The organism is Chromobacterium fluminis (assembly GCF_011602385.1).
Classification (GTDB): domain Bacteria; phylum Pseudomonadota; class Gammaproteobacteria; order Burkholderiales; family Chromobacteriaceae; genus Chromobacterium; species Chromobacterium fluminis.
Genome location: NZ_JAAOMA010000010.1, coordinates 96,425 through 121,633, shown reverse-complemented (window position 1 = coordinate 121,633; position 25,209 = coordinate 96,425). Strand labels below are relative to the sequence as shown.

The following is a 25,209-nucleotide window of genomic DNA, read 5'->3' as shown; positions in this document are numbered from 1 at the left end:
TCAAAACCGATGGGTTATATCAATATGCTCTTAGCAAATCAACAATTAGTCCAAAGGGCAATATGAACACCCAGCCAAGCGCTGTGGAATCTTCGGCTCGCGCTCCAATAACTGTCTACATTAGTACAAACACGCAAGCCGCACGGAGACAGCGATGAGCGCCGCCGCAGAGCCGGAATACCAAATCATCGCCACGCTGCACTGCCCGGACGGCCTGTCGCTGCTGCTGGTCAACCGCGACGGCGCGTCGCTGGCGCTGATGGAATCCGAGTCGGAGTTGCCGGACGCGCCGCCGCGCCCGGCCTTCCGCCATCCTTTGCTGCAAGCCTGGCAGGGCCAGGCCCGCCTCGGCGACAAGCACTACGCCGTCTATCGGCAGGACACCTTGCAGCCCTTGCGCCTGAAAACGCTGCAGGCGCTGCCGCTGGCCGAACGCATCGGCCTGGCTTGTGACATCCTAGAGCCGCTGATCCACCTGCACGCCAGCGGGAAATGCCTGGGGCGGCTCTACCCCGAAACCGTATTGGCCGACATTCATCAACGCATCGCGCTGCTGGGCGAACACGCTTGCCAGGCCTTGAACCCGGAACGGTTGCGTCAGGAACTGCTGCAGGCCGAGCAATTGCTGCGCTGGCTGATCAGCGCCGGCGCGCCGGAACGGGAGTGTGACCCGGAGTTGGAGCAATGGCTGGCCGCGCTGCGCGATCCGGCGGCCGACGCCGGCGCCTGCCGCCGCGCGCTGGCCGGTCTGCAAGACTGGCTGGCCCGCCATCAGCGCTTTAATCGCCAGGAAGGCGGCCGCGCCGCGCTGGACCACCTGCTGCAACGCATGCGCCACGCGCCGGACTTCCCGGCGCTGTCGCAGGCAATCGCCGCCATCAACAAGAGCAACAACGCCGACAGCGAGCGGCTGCAGGCGCTGTCCAGCGCCATTCTCAAGGACGTGTCGCTGACCAATAAGCTGCTGAAAGTGGTGAACTCCGCCAATTTCAGCCAGTACGGCGGCGCGGTCAGCACCATCTCGCGCGCCATCGTGATCCTCGGCTTCGACACCATACGCAATCTGGCTCTCAGCCTGCTGCTGTTCGAACACCTGCACAACCGCGCCCATGCCGACGAGATCCGCGACGTGGCGATCAAAACCCTGTTCACCGGCCTGCTCGCGCGCACGCTGGCGCCGGCCTGCGGCGTGCGCGAGGCGGAAGAAGCCTTGATCTGCGGCATGCTGCAAAACCTGGGCGAACTGCTATGCGTCAATTACTTCCGCGACGAGTATCGGCAAATTCAGGCGCTGATCGCCGCCGGCGCCGGCATCGACCAGGCCGCGCACCAGACGCTGGGCGCCCATTACGCCGACCTGGGCGCCGCCACCGCCGCGCTGTGGCGTTTTCCGGAACGGATTCTGACCGGCATGGAACCGATGCCGGCCGGCTCAGTGCGTCAGCCGCAAACCGGCGAGATGCGGATGAAGGCCTTAAGCTCGCTGTGCCGCGAACTGGTTTGCCAGCTGACCCAGAGCGGCATCGATCAAACCGACGCCAGCCGCAAGCTGCTGCAACGCTACAGCCGGGCGCTGGCGCTGGAGTGGGCGCCGCTGGAGCACCAGTTGGCGCAGGCGCAGGCCCTGCTCTCCGCCTATCTGGCGGAACTGGGGCCGGAGGCCGGTCAAGGGCCGCGTTCGCAGGCCTTGCGCCAGGCCAGGCTAAACAAGAGCGCGCCGCCGCCCGCCGCCAGCGCACCCCAGCCACCGGCGCAGGATCCCACCCGGCTACAAGCCACCGCCGGCTCCGCCGGCCGGATCGCCGTGCTGTCCGCTGGCGTGCAGGACATCACCAACACCCTGCTGGGCGATTACAAGCTCAACGACCTGCTGCGCATCATTCTGGAAACCATGTACCGCGGACTGGGCTTCGACCACGCGCTGATCTGCGCGCGCAGCGGGACCGACCTGCCGCTGCAAGCCCGCTTCGGTTTCGGCGAAAAGGTGGACTTGCTGCTGCCGGCGCTGCGCGCCGACATCGACAGCGGCGACAGCCTGTTCCGCAAGGCGCTGGAGCGCAACGCCGACATGCTGATAGACGATATCGACGCGCCGGCCATCGCCCAGCACATCCCGGCCTGGTATCGCCAGATGAGCGTGGCCCATACCTTCGTCTTGCTGCCGCTGTCCTTGGACAAGCGCAAGCTGGGCATACTTTACGGCGACCGTCGCCAAGCGGGATCGCTGGCCATCGCGCCGGAGCAGCTCAGCCTGCTGAAGACGCTGCGCAATCAGGCCTTGCTGGCCATCCGCCAGCAGCCCGCGAGATCGTGAACAGGCTCTAATAGTCTGTTCAAAGTCTCGCGAGCAAGGGTGCGACAAGGCGAAAACGAAGCGAGAAAGCGGAATGTACACGTGGTACATGAGCATTTTGAGCTGGTACTCACCGTGCGACGCCTCACCAAGCGCAGCAGACTTTGAACAGGTTCTAAACCACCTCGCCGGCGAAACCGTCCAGGGCCTCCAGCAAGCGGTCAACATCGGCGAACTCGGTGTCCGGACACAGCAGCAACATATTGTGGAAGGGCGTGATCAGGAAACCGCGGTTGAGCAGGTAAAGATGGATCACCCGCTCCAGCGCCTCATCCTGCATTGCGCCCGCCTCGCCGCCGTTGCGCGGCGGGCGCGGGGAAAACTGGAACTCGCAGCGCGCGCCGACGCGGCTCACGCACCACGGCAGCCGCCAGCGTTCTATCCAGTCCTGCAAACCATCCGCCAGGTGCTGGGCCAGCGCGAACATCCGCTGATAGGCAGCGTCGCTCATCACCTCAGCCAGATTGGCGCGCATCGCCGCCGCGGCCAGCATATTGCCGCTCAGCGTGGTGCCGATGCCGGAATGACCTGGCGCGGCGGCGCGCTTGGCGCGTTGCGCCCGCTCCGCCAGCTCCGCGCTGAACCCGTAAACCGCGCACGGCAGGCCGCCGCCCAGCGGCTTGCCCAGCACCAGCGCGTCCGGCTTCAGACCGTAAGCCGCGCCGTAACCGCCCGGCCCGCTGCTGATGGTATGGGTTTCGTCCAAGAGCAGATAACTGCCGTAGCGGCGGATCAAATCCTGAGCCGCGCTCCAAAAGCCCGGCTCCGGCAATACCATGCCGATATTGGTCATCACCGGCTCGGCCAACACGCAGGCCGCCCGCTCATCGCTCAAGGCCCGTTCCAGCGCCTCCAGATCGTTGAACTCCACCACCCGGGTATGCGCAGCCGGATCATGCGCCTGCCCCAGTAGACTGGCGCGCGCCCTGGGCCGGCCGTCGACCAGATCGACGAAGGCGTCGTCCACCGTGCCGTGATAACAGCCGTTGAACACGATGATCTGGTCCCGACCGCTGGCGGCGCGCAGCCAGCGCAGCGCGAAGCGATTGGCGTCGCTGGCGCTGAGGGCGAATTGCCAATGCGACAAACCGAAACGCCGCGCCAGCTCCTCCGCCACCCACACTGCATCCGGCGACGGCAACATGGCGGTCAGGCCACGCGCAGCCTGATCGGCGATGGCGCGCGCCACCGGCGCAGGCGAATGGCCGAACATCGCGCCGGTGTCGCCCAGGCAGAAATCCAGGTATTCATGGCCGTCCACGTCGCGCAGCCGCGCGCCACGAGCCTCTTCCACGTAGAGATGGAACGGGGTGGACCAGTCCGCCATCCAGTGCAAAGGCGCGCCGAACAGCAAATGCTCGCCGCCGGCGGCGGACAACTGTCGCGAGCGCGGACGCCGCTCGGAAAACATCGCCAGTTCCTGCCGGTGCAAGGCCTGGGCCTTGTCGAAATCGACGCCGTGACGCAAAGCCATGAAGCTCTCCTTGGAGGGGAAGACTGCGCGTCAGTATATCCAGATGCAGTGAACAGCGGCGGCGTCGCTAAGGCCGCCCGGCACAAGGAACAGCCCGAACGCGACGAAGCCCGGCCAAGACCGGGCTTCGTCTTCGCCTTGACGGCGGGCTTTACAAGGGCAGATGGCCCGCCAGCGAGTTGATTTTTTGCAGCGCGCGGCGAAAGCGGCTGTGCGCGCGGGACACGGTGGATTCGCTGATGTCCATTTGCTGGGCGGCGAAGTAGCCTGTCATGCCCTCCACTTCCATCAGCCACACCGCTTCGCGTGAACGTTTTTTCAGGCCGATCAAATCGGCCACCTGGTTGAAATCGTCAAGCTTCATCGCGCTGTTCTCCTCAGGCGTTCGCCTTCGCATCATGACAATCCATGCAGTGGGCGGCTTTCTCGACAACGACGTGGCCGCGCGTTTCGCGCGACATTACCAGTATAGAGGCTTGCAAAAAAAATGCAGGTAGCGCTCCGTAGAAACACGCAGTCGCCGCCTATTGCGCTGGCGTGAACGCAACAGGCCTCAAACCTGCATCCAGCGCAGCACCCCGCCCGCGGCGGCGCGCCCGGTGGAAAAGCAGGCGGTCAGCAAATAACCGCCGGTGGGCGCTTCCCAGTCCAGCATCTCGCCGGCGCAGAACACGCCCGGCATCGCCTGCAACATCAGGTTGTCGTCCAACGCGCCGAAAGTCACGCCGCCTGCGGTGCTGATCGCCTCGTCCAACGGCCTCGGCGCCAACAAGCGCAAAGGCAGCGCCTTGATGCCCTCGGCCAGCTTGGCCGGGTCGTTGAAAACCTCCTTGTCCAGGCATTCGCGCAACAAGCCCATGCGCACGCCCTTCAGGCCCAGTCGGCTTTGCAAATGGCTGGACATCGAGCGCGAACCCCGCGGCCGCGCCACTTCGCCCAGGATGCGCTGCAAGCTCCAGTCCGGCATCAGGTCCAGATAACACAAGGCCGCGCCGCTGCGCGCGATTTCGTCGCGGATGGCGCCGGAGCAGGCGTAAATCAAATTGCCCTCCACGCCGCCGGCGGTGATGACGAACTCGCCGCGGCGGCTGAACGGGTGACCGATGGCCGGATGGAACTGCAAGGTCACCGATTTCAACGGCGCGCCGGCGAACTTGTCGGCGAAATACTCGCTCCAGCCGGCGTCGAAACCGCAGTTGGACGGCTGCAGCTTGGATACCTCCACGCCGCGCTCGCGCAGCATCGCCGCCCAGCTGCCGTCCGAACCCAGCTTGCGCCAGCTGCCGCCGCCCATGGCCAGCACCACGGCGTCGGCCTCGGCCAAGCGTTCGCCGTCCGGCGCGGACAACCGCAGGCGGCCGCGCTCGTCCCAGCCCAGAAAACGGTGACGCACATGGAAGCTCACCCCCGCCTCGCGCAGCCGCGTCAGCCAGGAGCGCAGCAGCGGCGCCGCCTTCATTTCCTTGGGAAACACCTTGCCGGAACTGCCGATGAAGGTTTCTATGCCCAGGCCGTGCACCCAGGCCCGCACATGTTCGCCGTTGAATACGTCCAGCATCGGCCGCAGCTCGGCGCTGTGCGCGCCGTAGCGCTGCACAAAGCTGGCGTGGGGTTCGGAATGGGTGATGTTCATGCCGCCCACGCCGGCCAGCAGGAATTTGCGGCCGACCGACGGCATTGCGTCGTAGACATCGACCCGCACGCCCGCCGCCGCCAGTTGCTCGGCGGCGGCCAGGCCGGCCGGTCCGCCGCCGATGATGGCTACGCGGCGTCCGCTTGTGTCACCCATATACTGCGCTCCTTAAAATCCATGGTGATGAAGATGCCCAACTGCGGCGAGGGCGGGATTTTCACAGAAAACCGCCTCAAACCCAAGCCTAATCGTTTTAACTATAAGTTTGATTTAAACCAACATTCCTACGTCATCAAATCACTACCATCGCGCTGCGACCCATTTCAATAAACCTATAGCGGCAATCGCACGATTCTACAAACACACCAGGAGAACGGACCCGCCGTCCGCACACGCATGCGCAAATTTTCCGATTGGCCGATCTGGCTGAAACTGACCATGGCGGTATGGTGCTGTCTGGTACTGGCCTGGAGCGGGCTGATTGCCTGGGAAACCAGCGTCAGCCGCGACATCGCAGTGGAGCAGGCGCAAGACCTGGCCCACAGCATGAACGAAATGACCATGGCCGGACTCACCGGCATGATGATTACCGGCACTGTGGGCCAGCGCGACGTTTTTCTGGACCAGATCAAGGAACTCTCCGCGGTGCGCGACCTGCGCGTGATCCGCGGCCCGGCCGTCAGCAAACAGTTCGGCCCCGGCAACGCCGGCGACAAGAATCTGAGCGGCGACACGGTGGAGCAACAGGCCTTGCGCGACGGCAAACCCCATATCCAGATTGAATCCACCCCGGCGCTGGGCGAACATCTGCGCGTGGTCTATCCGGCGCTGGCCTCTCGCAACTATCTGGGCAAAAACTGCATGATGTGCCACCAGGTGGCGGACAAGACGCCGCTGGGCGTGGTCAGCATGCGCGTCTCTCTGGAAAAGCCTTACGCCTCGGTCAGCCGTTTCCGCGATCAGAGCATTCTGTTCGCCATCCTGGCTTCCCTGCCCCTGATGGCGGTGGTCTTCCTGTTGGCGCGCCGCCTCGTCACCCGGCCGCTGCAGGCGATGTCGACCGGCCTCGCGGAGTTGGCCCAGGGCGAAGGCGATCTGACGCGGCGGCTGCCGGTGCGCAGCCGCGACGAAATCGGCGATACCGCGCAGCGCTTCAACCAGATGCTGGCCGCCATCGCGGAGCTGGTGCGCCATGTCGGCGCCTCCGCCGGCGCGGTGTCGCAGTCCTCGCGCCAGTTGGCCGACGGCGCCGCCCACCTGGCCGAAAGCTCCCACAAGCAAAACCGTCAATCCCAATCCGCGGCCGACGCGGTGGAGCAACTGGCCAGCCATATCGGTGAAATCGCCGGCAAGGCGGAGGATGTCAGCGCCGAAGCCGACCAGAGCCTGCAGCGCTCCGAGGACGGCCGTACCAGCCTCAGCCAGCTTCAGCTCGAAATCAGCCAGGCGGAGCAAGCGGTGCGGCTGATGGCGCAGGCGGAAACCGAGCTGGCCAGCTCCACCTCCAGCATCACCAATATGACCAAGGAAGTGCGCGAAATCGCCGAACAGACCAATCTGCTGGCCTTGAACGCGGCGATCGAGGCCGCGCGCGCCGGCGAGCAAGGCCGCGGTTTCGCGGTGGTGGCCGACGAGGTGCGCAAGCTGGCTGAGAAATCGGCCCGCTCCGCCAGCGAGATCGACGCGGTGACCGGCGCGCTCAACCAGAAAACCGACGCGGTGCGCGCTGCTGTCAACGCCGGCCTGTCCTCGCTGACCGCCAGCCGCCAGTCCGCCGACAGCGTGTCCCGCGTGCTGGACGCCGCCAACCAGTCCGTCGCCGAGGTGCGCCAGGGCCTGCGCCAGATCGTCGCTGTCACCGAACAGCAGCGCGCCGCCAGCCAATCCGTGACCGGCAGCATCGACGCCATCGCCGAGATGGCTCAAACCAATGACCAAGAGATCGGCCAGACCGTGAACGCCGCCGAGCAACTGGAGCAATTGGCGCAGCGGCTGACGGAATCAGTATCGCGCTTCACGGTATAAATCCCGTCGCCGGCGGACATCCGATTTGGCCGTTGGCCGCCGGCCTGTTACACTCGCAGCCCGATACCGTAATACGCCAAGTCATTGTGAAAAAAGCCGCTTTCTCCGTTCTGCCCCTGCCCGCCGCCCTATTGTCCAATCTGGATAGCCTGGGTTACCACAGCATGACCGCCATCCAGGCCGCCAGCCTGCCGGCGATCCTGGACGGCCAAGACCTGATCGCCCAGGCCAAGACCGGCAGCGGCAAGACGGCGGCTTTCGGCTTGGGCATCCTCGCGCGGCTGAATCCGCGCTGGTTCGGCGTTCAGGCTCTGGTGCTCTGCCCCACTCGCGAACTGGCCGACCAAGTGGCGCAGGAAATCCGCCGGCTGGCGCGCAGCATAGACAATATCAAAGTGGTGACCCTGACCGGCGGCAGCCCCATGGGACCGCAGATCGGCTCGCTGGAGCACGGCGCCCACATCGTGGTGGGCACCCCGGGCCGGTTGCAGGACCACTTGTTCCGCGGCTCGCTGAATCTGTCCGGCGTCGGCACTCTGGTGCTGGACGAGGCCGACCGCATGGTGGATATGGGCTTCATCGAGGAAATCGTCGGCATCGTGCGCGCCTGCCCGCGCCAGCGCCAAACCTTGATGTTCTCCGCCACCTACCCGGAAGACATCCGCAAGATCAGTGCTCAATTCATGCGCCGCCCGCAGGAAATCCAGGTGGAATCGCTGCACGACAGCGGGCGCATCGAACAATGGTTCTACAAAATCAAGCCGGAACAGCGGCTGGAAACCGTCACCACGATTCTGCGACACCTGCGCCCGACTTCCGCGCTGGCCTTCTGCAACACCAAGGAACGCTGCAAGGAGCTGGTGCGCGACCTGCAGGCCCGCGGCTTCAACGCGCTGGCGCTGTACGGCGACCTTGAGCAACGCGAGCGCGACCAGATCCTGCTGCGCTTCGCCAACAAGAGCGCCACCGTGCTGGTGGCCACCGACGTCGCCGCGCGGGGCCTGGACATCAAGGAACTGGATCTGGTGATCAACGTCGACGTCACTCATGATCCGGAAATCCACATCCACCGCATCGGCCGCACCGGCCGCGGCGAGGCGATGGGCCTGGCGCTGACCCTGGCCGCCGACAACGACGACAAGCGGCTGGCGCTGATTGAAAGCTATCAGCAGGCGCCGCTGACCTGGGCCAAGCTGGACCAGCTGACCCCGGCTCCCGGCGGCCAACTCCTGCCGCCCATGGTCACGCTGGAAATCGCCGGCGGCAAGCGTGAAAAGCTGCGCCCCGGCGACATCCTCGGCGCGCTGACCGGCGACGCCGGCTTTACCGGCGCCCAGATCGGCAAGATCAACATCTTCGAATTCGCCAGCTTCGTGGCGCTGGACCGCGCCATCGCCGAGCAAGCGCTGGAGCGTCTGTCCGCCTGCAAGATCAAGGGCAAGCAGTTCAAGATGCGCCTGATTTGAACGCCAACGCGCCCCCAGCCCGACAAGCACTGCCGAGCCGGGGGCGTTTTTGCTAGAATACGTCTCATTAGCCGCAGACACGCACATCACCAGAACCCCATGAGCATCCAACTAAAAACCGCCCAAGACATCGAAAAGATGCGGATCGCCGGCCGCCTGGCGTCGGAAGTCCTCGACTACATCACCCCCTTCATCAAGCCCGGCGTCACCACCGAGGCCATCGACAAGCTCTGCCACGACTACATCGTCAATGAGCAGGGCGCGATCCCGGCGCCGCTGAACTACGCGCCGGACGGTCACAATCCGTATCCCAAATCGGTATGCACCTCGGTCAACCACGTGATTTGCCACGGCATCCCGAACGACAAGCCCCTGAAAAGCGGCGACATCATGAATCTGGACGTCACCGTGATCAAGGACGGCTACCACGGCGACACCAGCCGCATGTACCACGTCGGCAACGTCAGCGAACACGCCCGCCGCCTGTCCCGCGTGACCTACGAATGCATGTGGCGCGGCATAGACAAGGTCAAGCCGGGCGCCACGCTGGGCGACATCGGCTACGCCGTCCAGCAGCACGCGGAAAACTCCGGTTACAGCGTGGTGCAGGAATTCTGCGGCCACGGCATCGGCACAAAATTCCACGAAGAGCCGCAAGTGCTGCACTACGGCCGCCCCGGCACCGGGCTGGAGTTGCAGGCCGGCATGATCTTCACCATCGAGCCGATGATCAACCAGGGCAAGCGCCACCTGCGCATGCTGGGCGACGGCTGGACCGTGGTCACCAAGGACCGCAGCCTGTCCGCGCAATGGGAGCACACCGTGCTGGTCACCGACAGCGGCTACGAAATCCTGACCCAGTCCGCCGGCACGCCGCCCAAGCCCGGCAAATAAAACGAATGCTCAATCATCAGCCCGGCGCCGCCGGGCTTTTTCATGCCCATGCCCGCGCCATCAGACGCGGCGCGACTTTACCCAAAACCCGGCTTGCCCTGCCCCGCGCGCTTTCTTACACTGAAGAAGTGAAACCACATCCAGCGGGAGCCGGCCATGGCACTGACCATCAATAGCAATCTGAGCGCGCTTCAGGGGCAGAACCAGCTGAACCAGACCCAGAAAGCCAAAGACAAGCTGCTGGCCCAACTCTCGGCCGGCAAAACCACCGACAACGCCGCCAACAACCCGGCCAACGCCGCCATCTCCGAAGCGCTGCTGGCCCAGATCAACGGCAACAATCAGGCGATCAACAACGCCAACGACGGCATCTCGCTGGCCCAGACCGCCGACGGCGCCCTCAACCAGCTACAAAGCAACACCCAACAAATCCAGGAACTGGCGATTCAAGCCGGCAACGGCGCGCTCAGCGCCAGCAACCGTCAGGCGCTGCAGCAGCAAGTGGACCAGTTGACCCAGGCCAATTCCGCCATTGTGCAAAGCACCGAATTCAACGGCACCCCCTTGCTGAACAGCAACGCCACCACCACCTTTCAGGTGGGCCCCAACGGCAGCGCGGACAACCAAGTGAACATATCCGGCGTCAATTTGGCCGCCGCGCCGACCAGCGGCGGCTTGAACAGCTACAACGCCAATCTGAACGCCACCGGCACCATAGACATCAGCACCCAGGCCGGCGCGCTGGCCGCGCAGCAAAGCACCAACACCGATCTGAACACCCTGGCCAACACTCGCAGCACCCTGGGCTCGATCAGCAACCGCTTCGAAGCCAGCATCAACAACCTGCAAACCGCCTCGCTCAACACCGCCGCCGCCAATAGCCGCATCAGCGACACCGACTTCGCCGCCGCGACGGCGCAGCTGGCGGCCAAACAGATCCTGGGGCAAACCGGCCTCGCCGCCCAGGCTCAGGCCAATGTCGGCCCCCGCGCGGCGCTGTCGCTGCTAGGCTGAACGCCAGGCCATACTACAAGCCCGGCCCAAAGCCCAGTATTCCTGGCGATTGAGCCGCCAAGCCTTGTTACACGCGGTTACAAGCGATATCATTGGCACACACGCTTTTCGCGCAATAAATCATCGGGCACCCTGCGGTGCCCTTTGTCTATCTGAAGGAGTTGCATATGTCGACAAGCCCGGCCATCACGGTGTCCTCTTTGGACTATGAGCGCCTCGCCGCGCTGCTGGAGGATTGCGAGAGCGGCCACCCCACCGCGGCCGCGCTGGAAGCCGAGCTGGAGCGCGCCGATGTGGTGGAGCCCTCCGCCATGCCCGCCGGCATCATCACCATGAACAGCTGCGCGCGGGTCCAGCTCGACAACGCCCAGGAAAAAACCCTGACCCTGGTCTACCCCCGCGAAGCGGACAGCGAACAGGGCAAGATCTCGGTGCTGGCGCCCATCGGCGCCGCCTTGCTGGGCCTGTCCGTCGGCCAAAGCATTGACTGGCCAACCCCGGCCGGCAGCATCCGCCTGAAGGTGCTGGAGATCACGTTCCAGCCAGAAGCCGCGGGCGAACTGCACCGCTGATAAAAAAAACCGGCCATCGCATGGATGACCGGTTTTTTTGCGCCGGAGCCTGAAGACGCCTTACCAGCAGCGTTGAATCGTCTGCGCCAGCTGCACCAGCCGGCCATGGAAGAAATGGCCTGCGCCGGGAAACACCACTACCGGCAAGCCTTGCGGTCGGGCCCAATCCATCACCGCGGACAGCGGAATCACCTCATCCTCCTCGCCGTGAATCAGCAGCGTGTTGGCCGGCACTTCCGGCGTAGGGGTCTCGTACTTGCCCACCGCCACGCCCATCAGCAGCAATTTATCCGACGCTATGCGCGCGCGGGTGCGCGCGGCGACGAAGCCGCCAAAGGAAAAACCGGCCAACGCCAGCGGCAGATCGCCCTGCTCGCGGCGCGCGTGTTCCACCACGGCGATCACGTCCTCCACCTCGCCGATGCCGTAATCGTGCTGTCCCTCGCTGTCGCCCACGCCGCGCAGATTCGGGCAGTAGCAGACATAGCCCAGCTGCGACAAGGCCTTGGCCGCGGTCTGCACCACCTTGTTGGTATTGCTGCCGCCCTGCAGCGGGTTGGGATGGCAGATCACCGCGATGCCGCGCGCCTCGCCCTGCGCCGACACAACGATGGTTTCCAAGCCGCCGGCCGGACCGGCCACCACTTGCTTGTTCATTGCCTTCAACATCAGATCTTCAACCTTTCCACCACGCGCCCGCCCACCATGTGCTCGGCGACGATTTCGTCGATATCTTCCTTATCCACGAAGGTGTACCAGGTCTCCTCCGGGTACACCACCATCACCGGACCGTCGTCGCAGCGCCCAAGACAGCCCGCCTTGTTGACGCGGATCTTGCCCTCGCCGGCCAGGCCCAGCGCCTTGACCTTGTCCTTCATATAGCCCAGCAGCTCGCTGGAACCGTGATTGTTGCAGCAATCCTCGCAGCCGGCGCGCTGATTACAGCAGATGAATACATGCTTGTCGAAAAAGCTCATGGAATGCCTCGTATGCTCACAGAACCATCTTAGAACGTGTTTACGATCTCGCGAGCTAGGGCGAGACAAGGCGAAAACGGTTGAGAAAGCAGAGTGTACAGACGGTACATGAGCATTTCGAAACCATTTTCAACGCCGTATCGCCGACGCGCAGCAGATCGTAAACAGGTTCTTAGGAGTCGCTGTCCGCCCAACCGCTGACGCCCAGCGTGGCGGCGTTGTCGAACTTGGCGTACTTGCCGACGAAGGCCAGCCGAACCGCGCCGGTGGGACCGTTACGGTGCTTGCCGATGATGGCCTCCGCCAAGCCCTTCACTTCCTGGTTCTCCGGGTTGTAATACTCTTCCCGGTACATGAAGACGATCAAGTCGGCATCCTGCTCGATGGCGCCGGATTCCCGCAAGTCCGACATCATCGGCCGCTTGTTGGGACGCTGCTCCACCGCCCGCGACAGCTGGGACAGCGCGATCACCGGCACCTGCAACTCCTTGGCCAGCCCTTTCAGGCCGCGCGAAATCTCGCCCAGCTCGGCGGTGCGGTTGTCGCCGCGGCCCGAACCCGACATCAGCTGCAAGTAATCGATCACGATCAGACCCAGCTTGCCGCCGTGCTGGCGCGCCAGCCGGCGCGCGCGGGCGCGCACTTCCAGCGCGGTCAGCGCCGCGGTTTCGTCGATGTACATCGGCGCCTCGGACAGCTTGCCTATCGCATAGGTCAGCTTCTGCCAGTCGTCGTCGCCCAGCTTGCCGGTGCGCAGCGTGTGCTGATCCAGCCGCCCCACCGAACCCAGCATACGCATCACCAGCTGCGTGCCGCCCATCTCCATGGAAAACACCGCCACCGGCAGATGCTGCTCCACCGCCACGTGCTCGGCGATATTCATCGAGAACGCGGTCTTGCCCATGGACGGCCGGCCGGCGACGATGATCAGATCGCCCGCTTGCAGGCCCGAGGTCTTGGCGTCCAGATCGATGAAGCCGGTGGGCACGCCAGTGACCTCGTCCGGGTTCTCTCGGCTGTAGAGCATGTCGATGCGCTCCACCACCTCCTTCAGCAGGCCCGGCATTTCCAGGAAGCCCTGCTTGGATTTGGCGGTGGATTCGGCGATCTGGAACACTTTGCCCTCGGCCTCGTCCAGCAGTTGCGAGGCGTCGCGCCCCATCGGCGCATAAGCGGCTTCGACAATCTCGGTGCCCACCAGCGCCAGCTGGCGCATGATGGAGCGCTCGCGCACGATCTCCGCGTAGCGGCGGATATTGGCGGCGGACGGCGTGTTCTGCGCCAGCGTGGCCAGGTAGGACAAGCCGCCGACATTACCCAGCTCGCCGTTCTTGTCCAGGCTCTCGGAAACGGTAACCACGTCGGCGGGTCGCGCCAGCTCCACCAGCCTGGCCACATGCTTGTAGATCAGTCGGTGGTCATGGCGGTAAAAGTCCGCCTCGGACACCACGTCGGCGATCTTGTCCCAGGCGCTGTTGTCCAGCAACAAGCCGCCCAGCACCGATTGTTCGGCTTCAATCGAATGAGGCGGCGTGCGAATCGCCGCCATCTCGCTGTCAAAATTTTCGTACGATTCAGTCATGTAGACTCGGAGTGATGGCGCGGCCTGGCCGCGCGAATAAAGCAAGCCTGGATCAGGCAAAACCAGATTTTAACCCGAAACCGCCACTCGCTGAGCATGCGTTGACACGCGCCCCGCGCGGCCCCAGCATCGAAAGCTCATTCCACAGGAGCCGCCATGACGCCCGCCGCCCTCGTCCAAAGACAACTCGACGCTTACAACCAACGCCAGCTGGAGCCCTTCCTCGCCGTCTACGCCGACGACGTGACGGTGTACCGGCTGCCCGGCGCGGAGCCCAGCCTGCGCGGCAAAGCCGCCCTGAGAGATTTCTACGCCGGCCAGCGCTTCAACTTGCCGGACCTGCACGCCGAACTGGTCAAACGCATCGAGTTCGGCAACAAGGTAATCGACCACGAACGCGTCAGCGGCGTGGCCGAGCAGCCCTTCGAAGTGGCGGCCGTCTATGAAATCATCGACGGCAAGATCCAGAACGTGTGGTTCCTGGCGGCGGACTAAGAACCTGTTTACGATCTGCTACGCGTCGGCGATACGGCGTTGAAAACATCTTCAAAATGCTCATGTACCGTATGCACACTCCGCTTTTTCAGCCGTTTTCGCCTTGTCTCGCCCTTGCTCGCGAGATCATAAACAGGCTCCAAGATCAGCAATGCATCCCGGCCACATAGCCTGACGACCAGGCCCACTGGAAATTGTAGCCGCCCAGCCAGCCGGTGACGTCCACAACTTCGCCGATGAAGAACAGGCCGGGCACGGCGTTGGCCATCATGGTCTTGGACGACAAGGCCTTGGTCGACACCCCGCCCAGCGTCACCTCGGCCTTTTTATAGCCCTGAGTGCCGTTGGGTTTGACCCGCCAGCCGTGCAGCCGTTCGGCCAGCTGCTGACGCTGCTTGGGCGACAAATCCTTCAGTCGCTTATTGCAGCCCTCGCGCTCCAGCCAGGCCTCGGCGAAGCGCTTGGGCCAGCCGAACTCGGCCAGCGCGTTGGCGATAAGCTGCTCGCTGCCGGCCTTTTGCTCCAGCCAAGCCGCCGCGTCCGCGTCCGGTAGCAAATCCAGCTCCAGGGTCATGCCGGGCTGCCAATAAGACGACGCTTGCAGGATGGCCGGGCCGGACACGCCCTTGTGGGTGAACAACACGTTCTCGCGGAAACGGCCCTTGCCGGCGCTCGCCTCCACCTCCAAGGACACGCCGGCTAGCGGCGCAAACGCTTCCGCGTCCTCCACGTGGAAGGTCAGCGGCACCAGGGCCGGCGTCAGAGGCGTCAGTTCCAGGCCGAACTGCTCGGCCAACTGGTAGCCGAATGGCGTCGCGCCGATCTGCGGAATCGACAAACCGCCGGTCGCCACCACCAGCGAGGTCGCGCGGAAACTGCCGGCGCCGGTGTCCAGCGCGAAACCGTCCGCTTCTCGGCTCACTTTCAGAATCTGCGTCTCCATCCGCCTATCCACCCCGCCCAGCCGGCACTCCTCGTCCAGCATCGCGATGATGCGCTCGCTGCCGTCGTCGCAAAACAACTGGCCCAGCTTCTTCTCGTGATAGCCAATGCCGTGGCGCTCCACCATGGCGATGAAATCCTGAGGTGTGTACTGCGCCAGCGCCGAGCGACAAAAATGGGGATTGGCCGACAGATAACAGTCGAAACGGGCGTGGAGATTAGTGAAATTGCAGCGGCCGCCGCCTGAAATGCGAATCTTCTCCGCCAGCTTGCGCGCATGGTCCAGCAATAATACGCGGCGGCCGCGCTGGCCGGCCGTGGCCGCGCACATCAGGCCGGCGGCGCCGGCGCCGATGACGATAACATCATATTGCAATGAAGCCCACCCTTTCCCATTTCCGCATTACTGTATAAATAATTCCGCGCATATTTTCCCAAGCACAAAATAACAAACCTTATCTCTCCACATTATTATCGATAAAAAATAATGAAATTATGGCGTTTAATTCATCTGCACAATGCAAAGCACGCATGATTCAACTCAAACTTTGCATTGGCCTCAAGCATTTTCCATCCCGTATAGTGCCCAGAGAGGTAAATGATCCCTTCGCCACTCATTAACAAGGACTCATTGACATGCCGATACGTCCAGCTATCCAAACCCTGATCCCGGATATGCAAGCTTGGCGGCATCAGCTCCATCGCCAGCCAGAAATTGCTTTTCAGGAACACAACACCTCGGAATTTGTCGCCCGCAAACTACGCGGCTGGGATATTGAGACGCATACGGGCATTGGTCGGACCGGGGTCGTCGGCATTATTCATGGCTCGCTGGGTTCTGGGCCGTCCATTGCCCTGCGTGCCGACATAGATGCCCTCCCCATCGCCGAAGCAGGGGAAACGGCCCACCGCTCCTGTCTGCCTGGCGTCTTTCATGGCTGCGGGCATGATGGCCATACGGCCATTCTATTGGGCACCGCCTGTCTGCTGGCTCAGGAACGCAGGTTTCGTGGTCGGATCGTCCTGATCTTCCAGCCCGCAGAGGAGATACTGCAAGGTAGTCAATCCATGCTGAAAGATGGCCTGCTGCAACGCTTTCCCTTCGATGAGATCTATGTTCTGCACAACCACCCCCCAATACCGGCAGGCAGTATCGGCGTCCGAACCGGTGCCCAGCTTGCTTCAGTTGATTTCTTCTCTATTCATATTACCGGTGTGGGCAGTCACGGCGGCACGCCGCATCTGAGCATTGATCCCATAGTCGTCGGCGCGACTCTCGTTTCCGCCCTCCAAACTATCATCAGCCGCTCTGTTGACCCCTTGGAAAGCGCCGCTATCAGTATTTGTCGATTCCAGGCAGGCGCAACCGCCAATGTCATCCCTGAACACGCCCTGCTGGAAGGAACGCTGCGCACTCTGTCCCGCCCGGTTCAACAACAGGCCCTGCAGCGCATGCGGCAGATTTGTGACGGCGTGGCGCTAACCCACCGCTGTCAAATTGAACTGGCCCTGTCAGGCAGCACCCCTCCGGTCATCAACGATCCGGAGCTTACCCGGCATGTCATAGCCGCAGCCCAGACAGTCGTCGGCGCCGCGCATTTGCTTGAGGATATCACCCCGATCATGGCGGGCGATGATGTGGCTGAGTTTCTTCAACTACGCCCTGGCTGCCATTTCCTGCTTGGACAAGGGGGACATATGTGCCACCACCCACAGTATGACTTCAACGACGACGTTGCTCCCATCGGGGTGGCCATGTTTGATCAAATCGTGCAGCGCCGGCTCGGCGCCTAAGAGGCGTGTTCACAATCTCGCAAGTCCGAGCGAGACAAGGCGAAAACAGCTGAGAAAACGAAATGTCCAGAGGTACATGGGCATTTCGAAAGTGCACTCATCGAGCCACGTCTCAGAAGGCGTAGCAGATCGTAAACCGGCTACTAAGAACCGGCTGCTGTCGCGGCTTACCTACTCTTGCGGAATCCGGCAAGAACAGAGCCACACCTTATAGCACAAGCACTCCATCGCCAGGAGGTAAGTATGTCCCGCCTTCCGCTGCTCTTTTGCTGCACCGGCCTGCTGCTGACCAATACCGCCAATGCGGCATCCGGCGGCAATGAGCCCATCCAATGGAACACACTGCTCCCCTTTGTTCTATTGCTGGCTCTCACCCTCGGCGTCACCCGCTGGGCCAGCAAGAGCAATGGTTCTGCCGCCGACTTCTATACCGCCGGTGGCGGTATCTCGTCCTGGCAAAACGGCTTTGCGCTGGCTGGAGACTATATGTCGGCTTCATCCTTTTTGGGAGCCGTTGCCATGCAGGCGATCTATGGATATGACAGCCTGATCTACGGGGTGGGAACCTTAATCGGCTGGCCGATACTCCTGTTTCTGATTGCCGAACCCCTGCGCAATCTCGGCCACTTCACGCTGTCCGATGTGGTCGCTTTTCGCCTGAAAAAACGCCCGATTCATTTACTGACTGCCGTCAACTCACTGCTTATCGTCCTGTTCTACCTGGTGATTCAGATGGTAGGGGCAGGAAAATTAATCGAACTCCTGTTTGGCACCTCCTACCTTCTCTCCGTCAGCACGGTAGGAATCCTAGTTCTGCTGTATGTCTTGTTTGGCGGTATGCTGGCCACCACCTGGGTACAAATCATCAAGGCGGCCCTGCTGCTGGTAATCGGCAGCTTTCTCTGTTTTATGGTACTAAGAACCGTTGGTTTCAGTGCTGATCGCTTACTCGCCAGAGTCATTCAGGCCCATCCACAAGGCATGGCCGTACTCGCCCCCAGCAATCAGATTGCCGATCCGATCAATACCATCTCCCTTGGCATCTCTCTCATCTTTGGCATGGTGGGTTTGCCCCATATTCTGATCCGATTCTTCACCGTAAAGAATGGCGCCGCCGCTCGTAAATCAGCCTTCTACGCCACCTGCATCATCGCCTATTTTTATACCCTGGTGGTCGTAATTGGAGCCGGCGCAACAATATTCGTGATGCAGAACCCCAAGTTCATCCGGCCCGATACCCAGCTTCTTATCGGCGGCAACAATATGGCGGCCATGCATCTGGGCTCATTTTTTGGCGGCGAGTGGTTTCTCGGCATCATGTCCGCCGTAGCCTTTGCCACTATTCTGGCCGTGGTTGCAGGCCTGACAATCTCCGGCGCCTCGGCGGTTGGCCATGATATCTATACACATCTTTTCCAGCAGCCAAAGCGTGATTCGGCAACCGAGCTCCGGATCTCCCGCATCGCCAGCATCACTCTGATCGCGCTCTCCGTGCTGCTCTCACAACTGGTACAGCATCTGAACATCAGCTTCATGGCGGGACTGGTATTCGCTATTGCTGCCAGCACCAATTTTCCCATGCTGTTCCTCTCCATCTTCTGGAGAGGGTTGACGACCCGCGGCGTCATCGCCGCCTGCCTGAGTGGACTCATCAGCTCTGTGGGTCTGTTAATCCTTGGCCCAACTGTCTGGGTTGAGATACTGGGGCATGACAGCGCGATCTTTCCCTACTCGAACCCAGCACTGTTCTCCATGACCATGGCCTTTGCCGCCGCCTGGCTCGCTTCCGTCACAGACCGAAGCCCATCTGCCCAGGATGAACGAGCCGGATTCGATGCCCAGTACTACCGTTCCCTCACCGGCATCGGCATTCACCACCCCAGCGCTCATTAAAACAGGAGAAACTCATGCCCGCCTCAACCATGTCCATCAGTCACGCCCAGTTGATGGTCCTGAAGAAAACAAGACTCAGGCTAAGCCTGGGTATGACCTTACTGACTTTGGGTGTCTACTTTGCTTTTATTCTCTCAATCGCATTTTCCCCACACTGGCTGACCCTGCCACTGTTTGCCTCCTCCCCTCTGACTACCGGGCTCGTTGCTGGAGTCGGCCTGTATTGGTTCTGCGTCGCCATAACTGGTTTCTATACCTGGCGCGCCAACCGCAGCATTGACCCGTTGCTGCTGGACCTCCAGCGTTCAGGCCAGCGTTGAACCAAAGCCTCTGCGCCTAAAGTCGGTCACCTAGCGGTGTCCGGCTCCATGGCGGCCAACTGCTCGGCATAACCGGAAAACACATCATGAGCCAGTACTTTGGCGCTTTGCACCGATGGCGCCAACGTCCTCCCGGCCAGACTCACCGAACCGAAACGCGCCCTGCGATGCAGGGGCGGGCTCAAGATGATTTCCCGCAATTGGCCAGCTTGGAGTGATTGCCAAAAGAGAGGACGGCTGCCAAAGACGACCTGCTGCCCTCTCAAGGCCATGGTTTCAAGGTCATGAGCATTGTCGGTCTGGAAACAAATCGCCATCTCAATCGAGCGTTCAAAATAGGCCTCCAAATCCGCCATAGCCCAGGCGGATAGTTTGATGCACCCTAATGGATATTCGAGCATTTCATTGGCCTGAACCGAGGACTTGGCCGCCAGTGGATGAGTGCTGGCACAGAAAAAGGCGCTGGGCCAGCTAGGCAGGGAGTCCACCAGCAAATCATGGCGATACGACAGGAGCGCCGCATCACCGAAAAAAACATCAATGCGCTCATCCAGCAATAGCCTTAATAGCTCCTCATAAGTGCCTCCCTTAAGCGTCAAACGCAGCTGCGGCCTTGTCGAGGCAAAATGCGCTAATAACGGCCCTTTCAGCAACGCCGCCGCCGTTGGCCCGAAACCCAGCGAGATCTCACCAGACTCCCCACGACGCACCAACTCAATATCTCGGTGTAATTCATTGGTTTCAGCAAGAATTCTCCGCGCCCGCTCAGCAAACACCTCGCCATAAGGAGTCAACTCGACCCCCGTGGAAACTCGATCAAACAACGGTACGCCCAGCTCTGCTTCCAATGCCTGAATGCTACGCGACAAGGCGGGCTGGCTCAGATTGACCTCAATGCTGGCGCGACTGAATGAAAGGTGCTCCACCAGCCCCAGAGCATGGCGTAATTTCCTGATATCCATTCTTACCCTCGCTGGTTATGAGAAGCTGTTTACGATCTCGCGAGCAAGGGCGCGACAAGGCGTTGCGGCTGAAAAAGCGGAGTGTACATACGGTACATGAGCATTTTGAAGACGTACTCACCGTGTAAGGCTCCACGACGCGTTGCAGATCGTAAACAGGTTCTGAGCAGGATAGGTAGCGGCACACCGCCCGTACCCCGGAGGGGTGATCACTAGCTTCACGCTACCATCTGACGGATGCCGTCCACAACCCCACGATCCCCACTGTGGAAGTGGCAGGTTTTGATAGCGGCTATCAGGAGATGAAGGTTTTGGAAACGCACCACATTCGGGCAAACATAGGGGGAAGAACAAGGGCTCTTATGGCACTCCGATGCTCCAGGCCCAGATATAGCAGCGGCATAAATGGAAAAGAAATCGAGATTCTCCGGCCAGTTGCCAAACTGTACTTTTTTAGTCAACTATTGGCGACCAACGGCTTAATCCAGTAAACTTGCGGCTAAAGCATCCGCTTATGCGGCTTACTTTCTCAACAAGGAGAGCATAATGGAACACAAACTGCCGGAACTGCCGTACGCGCTGGACGCGCTTGCCCCGCACATTTCCAAGGAAACCCTGGAATTCCACTACGGCAAGCATCATCAGACCTACATCACCAACCTGAACAACCTGATCAAGGGCACCGAGTTTGAAAACGCCTCCCTGGAAGAGATCGTGAAGAAATCCTCCGGCGGCATTTTCAACAACGCGGCCCAAGTATGGAACCACACCTTCTACTGGCTGGGCTTCGCCCCCAACGCCGGCGAAGAGCGCAAGCCCGCAGGCGCGCTGGCCGACGCCATCAACGCCAAATGGGGTTCCTACGACGACTTCAAGAAAGCCTTCACCCAAACCGCCATCGGCACCTTCGGCTCCGGCTGGGCCTGGCTGGTGAAGAACACCGACGGCTCGCTGGACCTGGTATCCACCAGCAACGCCGCCACCCCGCTGACCACCGACAAAAAGCCGCTGCTGACCTGTGATGTGTGGGAGCACGCGTATTATATCGATTACCGCAACAGCCGCCCGAACTATATGGACAGCTTCTGGAAGCTGGTGAACTGGGACTTCGTCGCCAAGAACTTCGCCTGATTCGCCGCTGCCTGGCAGCGTCGTGCAAAAAGGGACCTCGCGGTCCCTTTTTTCTTGCCTCTCCGCTTCTCAGCCCCCCGCCCCCCGCATGCGTTGCAATAGCGCCGCCACTGAACGCAGCGCGAAAGCGTAGACGGACAGCTGCGGATTAGCGCCGACGCTGCTGGGAAACACCGAGCCGTCCACCACGGTCAGATTGCCCAGCTGCCAATGCCTCCCCCACTCGTCCACTACCCCGGACTCGGCGTCTCCCGACATCGCCAGCCCGCCCATCACATGAGCGCTGACCACCTTGGCCAGCAAGGGCTTGAGCGCCAGCCCCGCTATCATTGTCCGAGCCTCGCTCCAACTGCGGGCCAGGCCGGCCTGCTCGTGCACCGTCAGCACCTGTCGCGCGCCGGCCGCGAACTGGATCTCGGCCATGCTCAACCAGGCGCGGCGCGCGCCCTCCCATACCACCTCGTTCAAGGGATAGTCCAGCTCCGGCGAGCCGTCGCCTCGCAAGCGCACCTGGCCGCCGCGGCTTTCCGTGTGGAAGCCGTCCCGCAACAAGGCCAGCGTCGCGTGCAAATGCGGCAAGCGACGCAGCAAAGCCGATTGCGCCGCGCCGAAACCGGGAAAAGTGATGCTGGCCAGCAAGGGGTGGATGGGCGGCACTTCCAGCTTGTAGCCCAAGGGGCCGTCCAAAGCATGCTCATGCATGAAGTAGTCGCTGTACACCGTCTGCGGCGCCCCGTTGAACGGCTCTACCGGCTCAGGCATAAGCGCCGCGGACAGCAGCACCGGGTGTAGAAAGGTCCGCGCCCCGGTATGCCCTCCCGGATCGATCAGGCCGCTGCGCAGCAGGATGGCCGGCGAACCGATGGCGCCGGCGGCCAGCACCACCTGAGCCGCCGTCACCTTGAAACGACGTCCGGTTTCGCCCACCCCGTCCGCCGCCAGAAAGCGCCCTTCCAGCCCCTCCAGCCGAGTCCTGCCTGCATTGGCGCGCAAGCGGTCAACCCGAGCGCGGCTGATCAGCCTGGCCCCGTGCTCCAAAGCCGCCGGGATCGTCGTCACTAGCATCGACTGCTTGGCGTTGGTGGGGCAGCCCATGCCGCAATAGCCCAGATTCCAGCAACCGCGAACATTGCGGCGGATGCGCTTATGGGCAATGCCCAAGGCCTCGCAACCACGGGCAAGCGCCGCGTTGTTGGGATTCGGATCCGGCAGCCAGTCGGCAACGCCCAGCCTCGCCTCGGCCTGCTCGAACCACGGCCGCATCGCCTCCTCGCTGACGCCGCCCAAGCGGTGCCGCTCCCGCCACCAGCTCAAGGTGTCCGGCGGCGTGCGGAAGGAGCTGGTCCAGTTCACCACGGTACTCCCCCCAACGGCCTTCCCCTGCAAGATGGAAATCCCCTTGTCCGCCGTTTTGCGACAGGCGGACTCCTGATACAGCTCAGGATAGGCCTTGGCTTCCAACAAGCGGAAATCTCGCGAGCTGTATAAACCGCCTTCTTCCAGCAGCAATACATCCAGCCCAGCCGCGGCCAATTGCTCCGCCGCCATGCCCCCGCCGGCCCCGCTGCCGACAATCACCACGTCCGCCCGCAACTCCAGATCGGGCAAGGTCGCGCCGTCCAGCGTCTTCCAGCCCGCGGCGACGCCGGCCGCCACCGGATCGGGTATCGTCGCGCGGCTCACGGCAGCATCTCCATCACCGCCGCCGGCTGACGATAGCCCAGCGCCGGCCAGCTAGCCGGATTGCCGTACCAGGCCGCGTTCAACAATTGGTGCAAGGCCTGGTAGCCACTGCGCAACAGGGGAAACGCGCTGCCTCGCCAGCGCTGCAGAAAGGCGGCGACGTCCTCGGCCGACGCTAGCCTCCACGGCGTAGCCACGCCGGCGATCCAGCGTCGCCCCCAAGGGTTGCCGAGCAGATCCAGCAACTGACGCAGCTCGGCCCGCATGGCAGGCGGCAAGCCGGCTACCGCACGATCCACGCCACGCACCACGTCCTCTGGCGGCGCGATGCCCGGGCCCAAGACGGCCGGGGCAATCGCCGCCAACAACTGGGCGTCCCGCGGCGTCAAGGCGCGTAATTTCAAAGGCGCGGCCCAGTCCTCCGCCGGACCCTCCGGCTGCGGCGAGGCCAACAAGGTGGCCAGCGCCAAGGCCGCGGCGCCGCCCAGGCCGGTTTTGAGCAACTGACGACGGCTCAGCATCTCAGCGCAACATCCATTTCAACAACCTCTCCACGCCGGCCCCGTAAGGCGCGCGCGTCAAGGCGGTGCCGGCCCAGCGGCTTTGCCGGAACACCGGCTTGAGCTTGGAAAACGCCATGAAACCCTCCTTGGCGTGGCAATGCCCCATGCCGGACGGACCCACGCCGCCGAAAGGCAAGTCCTCCTGCACCACCTGCAGGGCGATGTCGTTGATCGCCACCCCGCCCGACACGGTTTCGCGCAAGGTTTTCTCGATGCGCAGCGTATCCCTGTCGAACAGATACAAGGCCAGTGGCCGCGGCCGCGCGTTGACGTAGGCCAGCGCCTCGTCGAATTTGTCGTAGCTCAGCACCGGCAGAATCGGCCCGAAAATCTCCTCCCGCAACAAAGTCGCGTCCTCCGGGCAGCCCTGCACCAGGGTTAGCGGAAATTTACGGCTGGGCCGCCAGTCCTCCGCCGCCGGGTTGATCTGTTCCACCTCGGCGCCGGCCGCGCGCGCCTCTTCCAGCCATTGCAGCAGACGCTGGCAATGGCGCTCGTTGATGATGGCGCTGTAATCGGGATTGTCCGCCAAACTTGGATACGCCCGGCGCGCCGCGCGCCGCAACTCTTCCAGCAAGGCCTCTCGGTCCTTGTCGTTGACCAGCACATAGTCCGGCGCCACACAGGTTTGGCCGGCGTTCAACATCTTGCCGGCGACGATGGCCTCCGCCGCATGGCGCAAATCAACGCCCCGAGCGACGATTACCGGCGATTTTCCGCCCAACTCCAGCGTCACCGGCGTCAGGTTCTCCGCCGCCGCGCGCATCACATGACGGCCCACCGAAGTCGAACCGGTGAAGAACAAATGGTCGAAAGGCAGCCTGGTGAAATCCTGCGCCAGTTCGGCGTCTCCGTTGACCACGGCCATCACGTCGGGCCCCAGGTAGCGCTCGGTCAGACGCTGCAGCAGCGCGCCGGTAGCCGGCGTGTATTCCGACATCTTCACCATGACCCGGTTGCCCGCCGCCAGCGCGGACACCACCGGCCCCAGCGCCAGGAACAAGGGATAGTTCCACGGCACCACCACGCCGATAACGCCCAAGGGCTGCGGCATCACGCAATTGCCGGCCGGTTGGAACCACAGCGACACTCCGCGCCGCTCCGGCCGCATCCAGCGACGCAGCCGCCGGCGCGCGTAACGTATGGCCTCCAGCGAGGGGAACAACTCGGCCAACCGGGTTTCCACCGCGCTGCGATGGCCGAAGTCTTGACTGATCGCGTCGACGAAAGCCTGACGATTGTCCTGCAACATGCTCTCCAGGCGTTTAAGCCAATCCTGGCGCAGCCCCAGCGGCGGAAACGCTGAGGCCCGGCTAAGGCGGTGCAAGCGGGAAAACTCCGCTTGCAGAAGATCATCCCGGCAAATGGGCATGGCGGCGGCATTCATTGTATTATCCTTAGGATAGCAGTATCCGAACGATTGTTTAGAGCCACAG

General features: G+C 62.5%; 22 protein-coding genes. 11 read left to right on the top strand and 11 right to left on the bottom strand.

The annotated features are described in order from the left end of the window. Nucleotides 1-154: 154 nt before the first annotated feature. On the top strand, nt 155-2,314 hold the full coding sequence (locus HA052_RS09455; protein WP_166451731.1) for an HDOD domain-containing protein: 2,160 nt from the start codon (nt 155-157) through the stop codon (nt 2,312-2,314). Nucleotides 2,315-2,468: 154 nt separating this feature from the next. Here the strand turns inward: HA052_RS09455 and HA052_RS09450 are convergent, their stop codons facing one another. The 3 genes from HA052_RS09450 to HA052_RS09440 all read right to left on the bottom strand — a co-directional run bounded on the left by HA052_RS09450 (nt 2,469) and on the right by HA052_RS09440 (nt 5,616). Continuing rightward, complete coding sequence (locus HA052_RS09450) at nt 2,469-3,827, bottom strand: aspartate aminotransferase family protein (protein WP_166451730.1); 1,359 nt, start codon at nt 3,825-3,827, stop codon at nt 2,469-2,471. A 151-nt stretch (nt 3,828-3,978) separates the two neighbouring features. Continuing rightward, on the bottom strand, nt 3,979-4,191 hold the full coding sequence (locus HA052_RS09445; protein WP_019100111.1) for a sigma factor-like helix-turn-helix DNA-binding protein: 213 nt from the start codon (nt 4,189-4,191) through the stop codon (nt 3,979-3,981). 189 nt (nt 4,192-4,380) lie between these two features. Beyond that, nucleotides 4,381-5,616, bottom strand: a complete 1,236-nt coding sequence (locus tag HA052_RS09440; protein ID WP_166451729.1) for a TIGR03862 family flavoprotein — start codon at nt 5,614-5,616, stop codon at nt 4,381-4,383. Between the two features lie 240 nt (nt 5,617-5,856). Between HA052_RS09440 and HA052_RS09435 the strand changes: the two genes are divergently transcribed. From HA052_RS09435 to rnk, 5 genes are all read left to right on the top strand, one after another. Further along, nucleotides 5,857-7,485 carry a methyl-accepting chemotaxis protein gene (locus HA052_RS09435; RefSeq protein WP_166451728.1) on the top strand — a complete coding sequence of 543 codons (1,629 nt, stop codon included), beginning with the start codon at nt 5,857-5,859 and terminating at the stop codon, nt 7,483-7,485. Nucleotides 7,486-7,571: 86 nt separating this feature from the next. Further along, nucleotides 7,572-8,951 carry an ATP-dependent RNA helicase DbpA gene (dbpA, locus tag HA052_RS09430; protein WP_166451727.1) on the top strand — a complete coding sequence of 460 codons (1,380 nt, stop codon included), beginning with the start codon at nt 7,572-7,574 and terminating at the stop codon, nt 8,949-8,951. 66 nt (nt 8,952-9,017) lie between these two features. Then, on the top strand, nt 9,018-9,845 hold the full coding sequence (map, locus tag HA052_RS09425) for a type I methionyl aminopeptidase (RefSeq protein WP_346774551.1): 828 nt from the start codon (nt 9,018-9,020) through the stop codon (nt 9,843-9,845). A gap of 156 nt (nt 9,846-10,001) precedes the next feature. Further along, the gene (locus HA052_RS09420; protein WP_166451726.1) at nt 10,002-10,859 is read left to right on the top strand and encodes a flagellin N-terminal helical domain-containing protein; all 858 of its coding nucleotides are present in this window, start codon (nt 10,002-10,004) and stop codon (nt 10,857-10,859) included. A 167-nt stretch (nt 10,860-11,026) separates the two neighbouring features. After that, nucleotides 11,027-11,431: a nucleoside diphosphate kinase regulator gene (gene rnk, locus HA052_RS09415; RefSeq protein ID WP_166451725.1), complete on the top strand. Its 405-nt coding sequence runs from the start codon at nt 11,027-11,029 to the stop codon at nt 11,429-11,431. A gap of 60 nt (nt 11,432-11,491) precedes the next feature. On the opposite strand, the gene HA052_RS09410 is transcribed toward rnk, so the two are convergent. From HA052_RS09410 to dnaB, 3 genes are all read right to left on the bottom strand, one after another. Further along, on the bottom strand, nt 11,492-12,100 hold the full coding sequence (locus tag HA052_RS09410; RefSeq protein ID WP_166451724.1) for an alpha/beta hydrolase: 609 nt from the start codon (nt 12,098-12,100) through the stop codon (nt 11,492-11,494). Beyond that, nucleotides 12,100-12,408 (bottom strand): (2Fe-2S) ferredoxin domain-containing protein, encoded by a 309-nt coding sequence (locus tag HA052_RS09405; protein WP_043590538.1) that lies wholly within the window; start codon nt 12,406-12,408, stop codon nt 12,100-12,102. The genes HA052_RS09410 and HA052_RS09405 overlap by 1 nt, the downstream gene beginning before the upstream one ends. 172 nt (nt 12,409-12,580) lie before the next feature. Further along, nucleotides 12,581-13,990: a replicative DNA helicase gene (dnaB, locus tag HA052_RS09400; RefSeq protein ID WP_081547067.1), complete on the bottom strand. Its 1,410-nt coding sequence runs from the start codon at nt 13,988-13,990 to the stop codon at nt 12,581-12,583. 156 nt (nt 13,991-14,146) lie between these two features. Between dnaB and HA052_RS09395 the strand changes: the two genes are divergently transcribed. Next, complete coding sequence (locus tag HA052_RS09395) at nt 14,147-14,485, top strand: nuclear transport factor 2 family protein (protein ID WP_166451723.1); 339 nt, start codon at nt 14,147-14,149, stop codon at nt 14,483-14,485. Between the two features lie 145 nt (nt 14,486-14,630). Here HA052_RS09395 and HA052_RS09390 read toward each other — a convergent pair whose 3' ends face one another. Beyond that, a complete protein-coding gene (locus tag HA052_RS09390) occupies nt 14,631-15,803 on the bottom strand; it encodes a BaiN/RdsA family NAD(P)/FAD-dependent oxidoreductase (RefSeq protein WP_166451722.1) in 1,173 nt (390 codons plus the stop codon). Nucleotides 15,804-16,063: 260 nt separating this feature from the next. Between HA052_RS09390 and HA052_RS09385 the strand changes: the two genes are divergently transcribed. From HA052_RS09385 to HA052_RS09375, 3 genes are all read left to right on the top strand, one after another. Continuing rightward, nucleotides 16,064-17,221 carry an amidohydrolase gene (locus HA052_RS09385; RefSeq protein WP_166451721.1) on the top strand — a complete coding sequence of 386 codons (1,158 nt, stop codon included), beginning with the start codon at nt 16,064-16,066 and terminating at the stop codon, nt 17,219-17,221. A gap of 243 nt (nt 17,222-17,464) precedes the next feature. Continuing rightward, nucleotides 17,465-19,114: a sodium:solute symporter family transporter gene (locus tag HA052_RS09380; RefSeq protein ID WP_166451720.1), complete on the top strand. Its 1,650-nt coding sequence runs from the start codon at nt 17,465-17,467 to the stop codon at nt 19,112-19,114. A gap of 14 nt (nt 19,115-19,128) precedes the next feature. Further along, on the top strand, nt 19,129-19,434 hold the full coding sequence (locus HA052_RS09375; RefSeq protein WP_166451719.1) for a DUF485 domain-containing protein: 306 nt from the start codon (nt 19,129-19,131) through the stop codon (nt 19,432-19,434). A 26-nt stretch (nt 19,435-19,460) separates the two neighbouring features. Here the strand turns inward: HA052_RS09375 and HA052_RS09370 are convergent, their stop codons facing one another. Continuing rightward, complete coding sequence (locus tag HA052_RS09370) at nt 19,461-20,396, bottom strand: LysR family transcriptional regulator (protein WP_166451718.1); 936 nt, start codon at nt 20,394-20,396, stop codon at nt 19,461-19,463. Nucleotides 20,397-20,942: 546 nt separating this feature from the next. Between HA052_RS09370 and HA052_RS09365 the strand changes: the two genes are divergently transcribed. Then, complete coding sequence (locus tag HA052_RS09365; RefSeq protein ID WP_166451717.1) at nt 20,943-21,527, top strand: superoxide dismutase; 585 nt, start codon at nt 20,943-20,945, stop codon at nt 21,525-21,527. Between the two features lie 69 nt (nt 21,528-21,596). Here HA052_RS09365 and HA052_RS09360 read toward each other — a convergent pair whose 3' ends face one another. Genes HA052_RS09360 through HA052_RS09350 form a run of 3 tightly spaced genes read right to left on the bottom strand, consistent with a single transcriptional unit; the run spans nt 21,597 to nt 25,160 of the window. Beyond that, a complete protein-coding gene (locus HA052_RS09360) occupies nt 21,597-23,210 on the bottom strand; it encodes a GMC family oxidoreductase N-terminal domain-containing protein (protein WP_166451716.1) in 1,614 nt (537 codons plus the stop codon). Next, nucleotides 23,207-23,731, bottom strand: coding sequence for a twin-arginine translocation signal domain-containing protein (locus HA052_RS09355; protein WP_166451715.1), 525 nt, complete (start codon nt 23,729-23,731; stop codon nt 23,207-23,209). The genes HA052_RS09360 and HA052_RS09355 overlap by 4 nt, the downstream gene beginning before the upstream one ends. A gap of 1 nt (nt 23,732) precedes the next feature. Then, nucleotides 23,733-25,160, bottom strand: coding sequence for a coniferyl aldehyde dehydrogenase (locus HA052_RS09350; RefSeq protein WP_166451714.1), 1,428 nt, complete (start codon nt 25,158-25,160; stop codon nt 23,733-23,735). Nucleotides 25,161-25,209 lie beyond the last annotated feature (49 nt).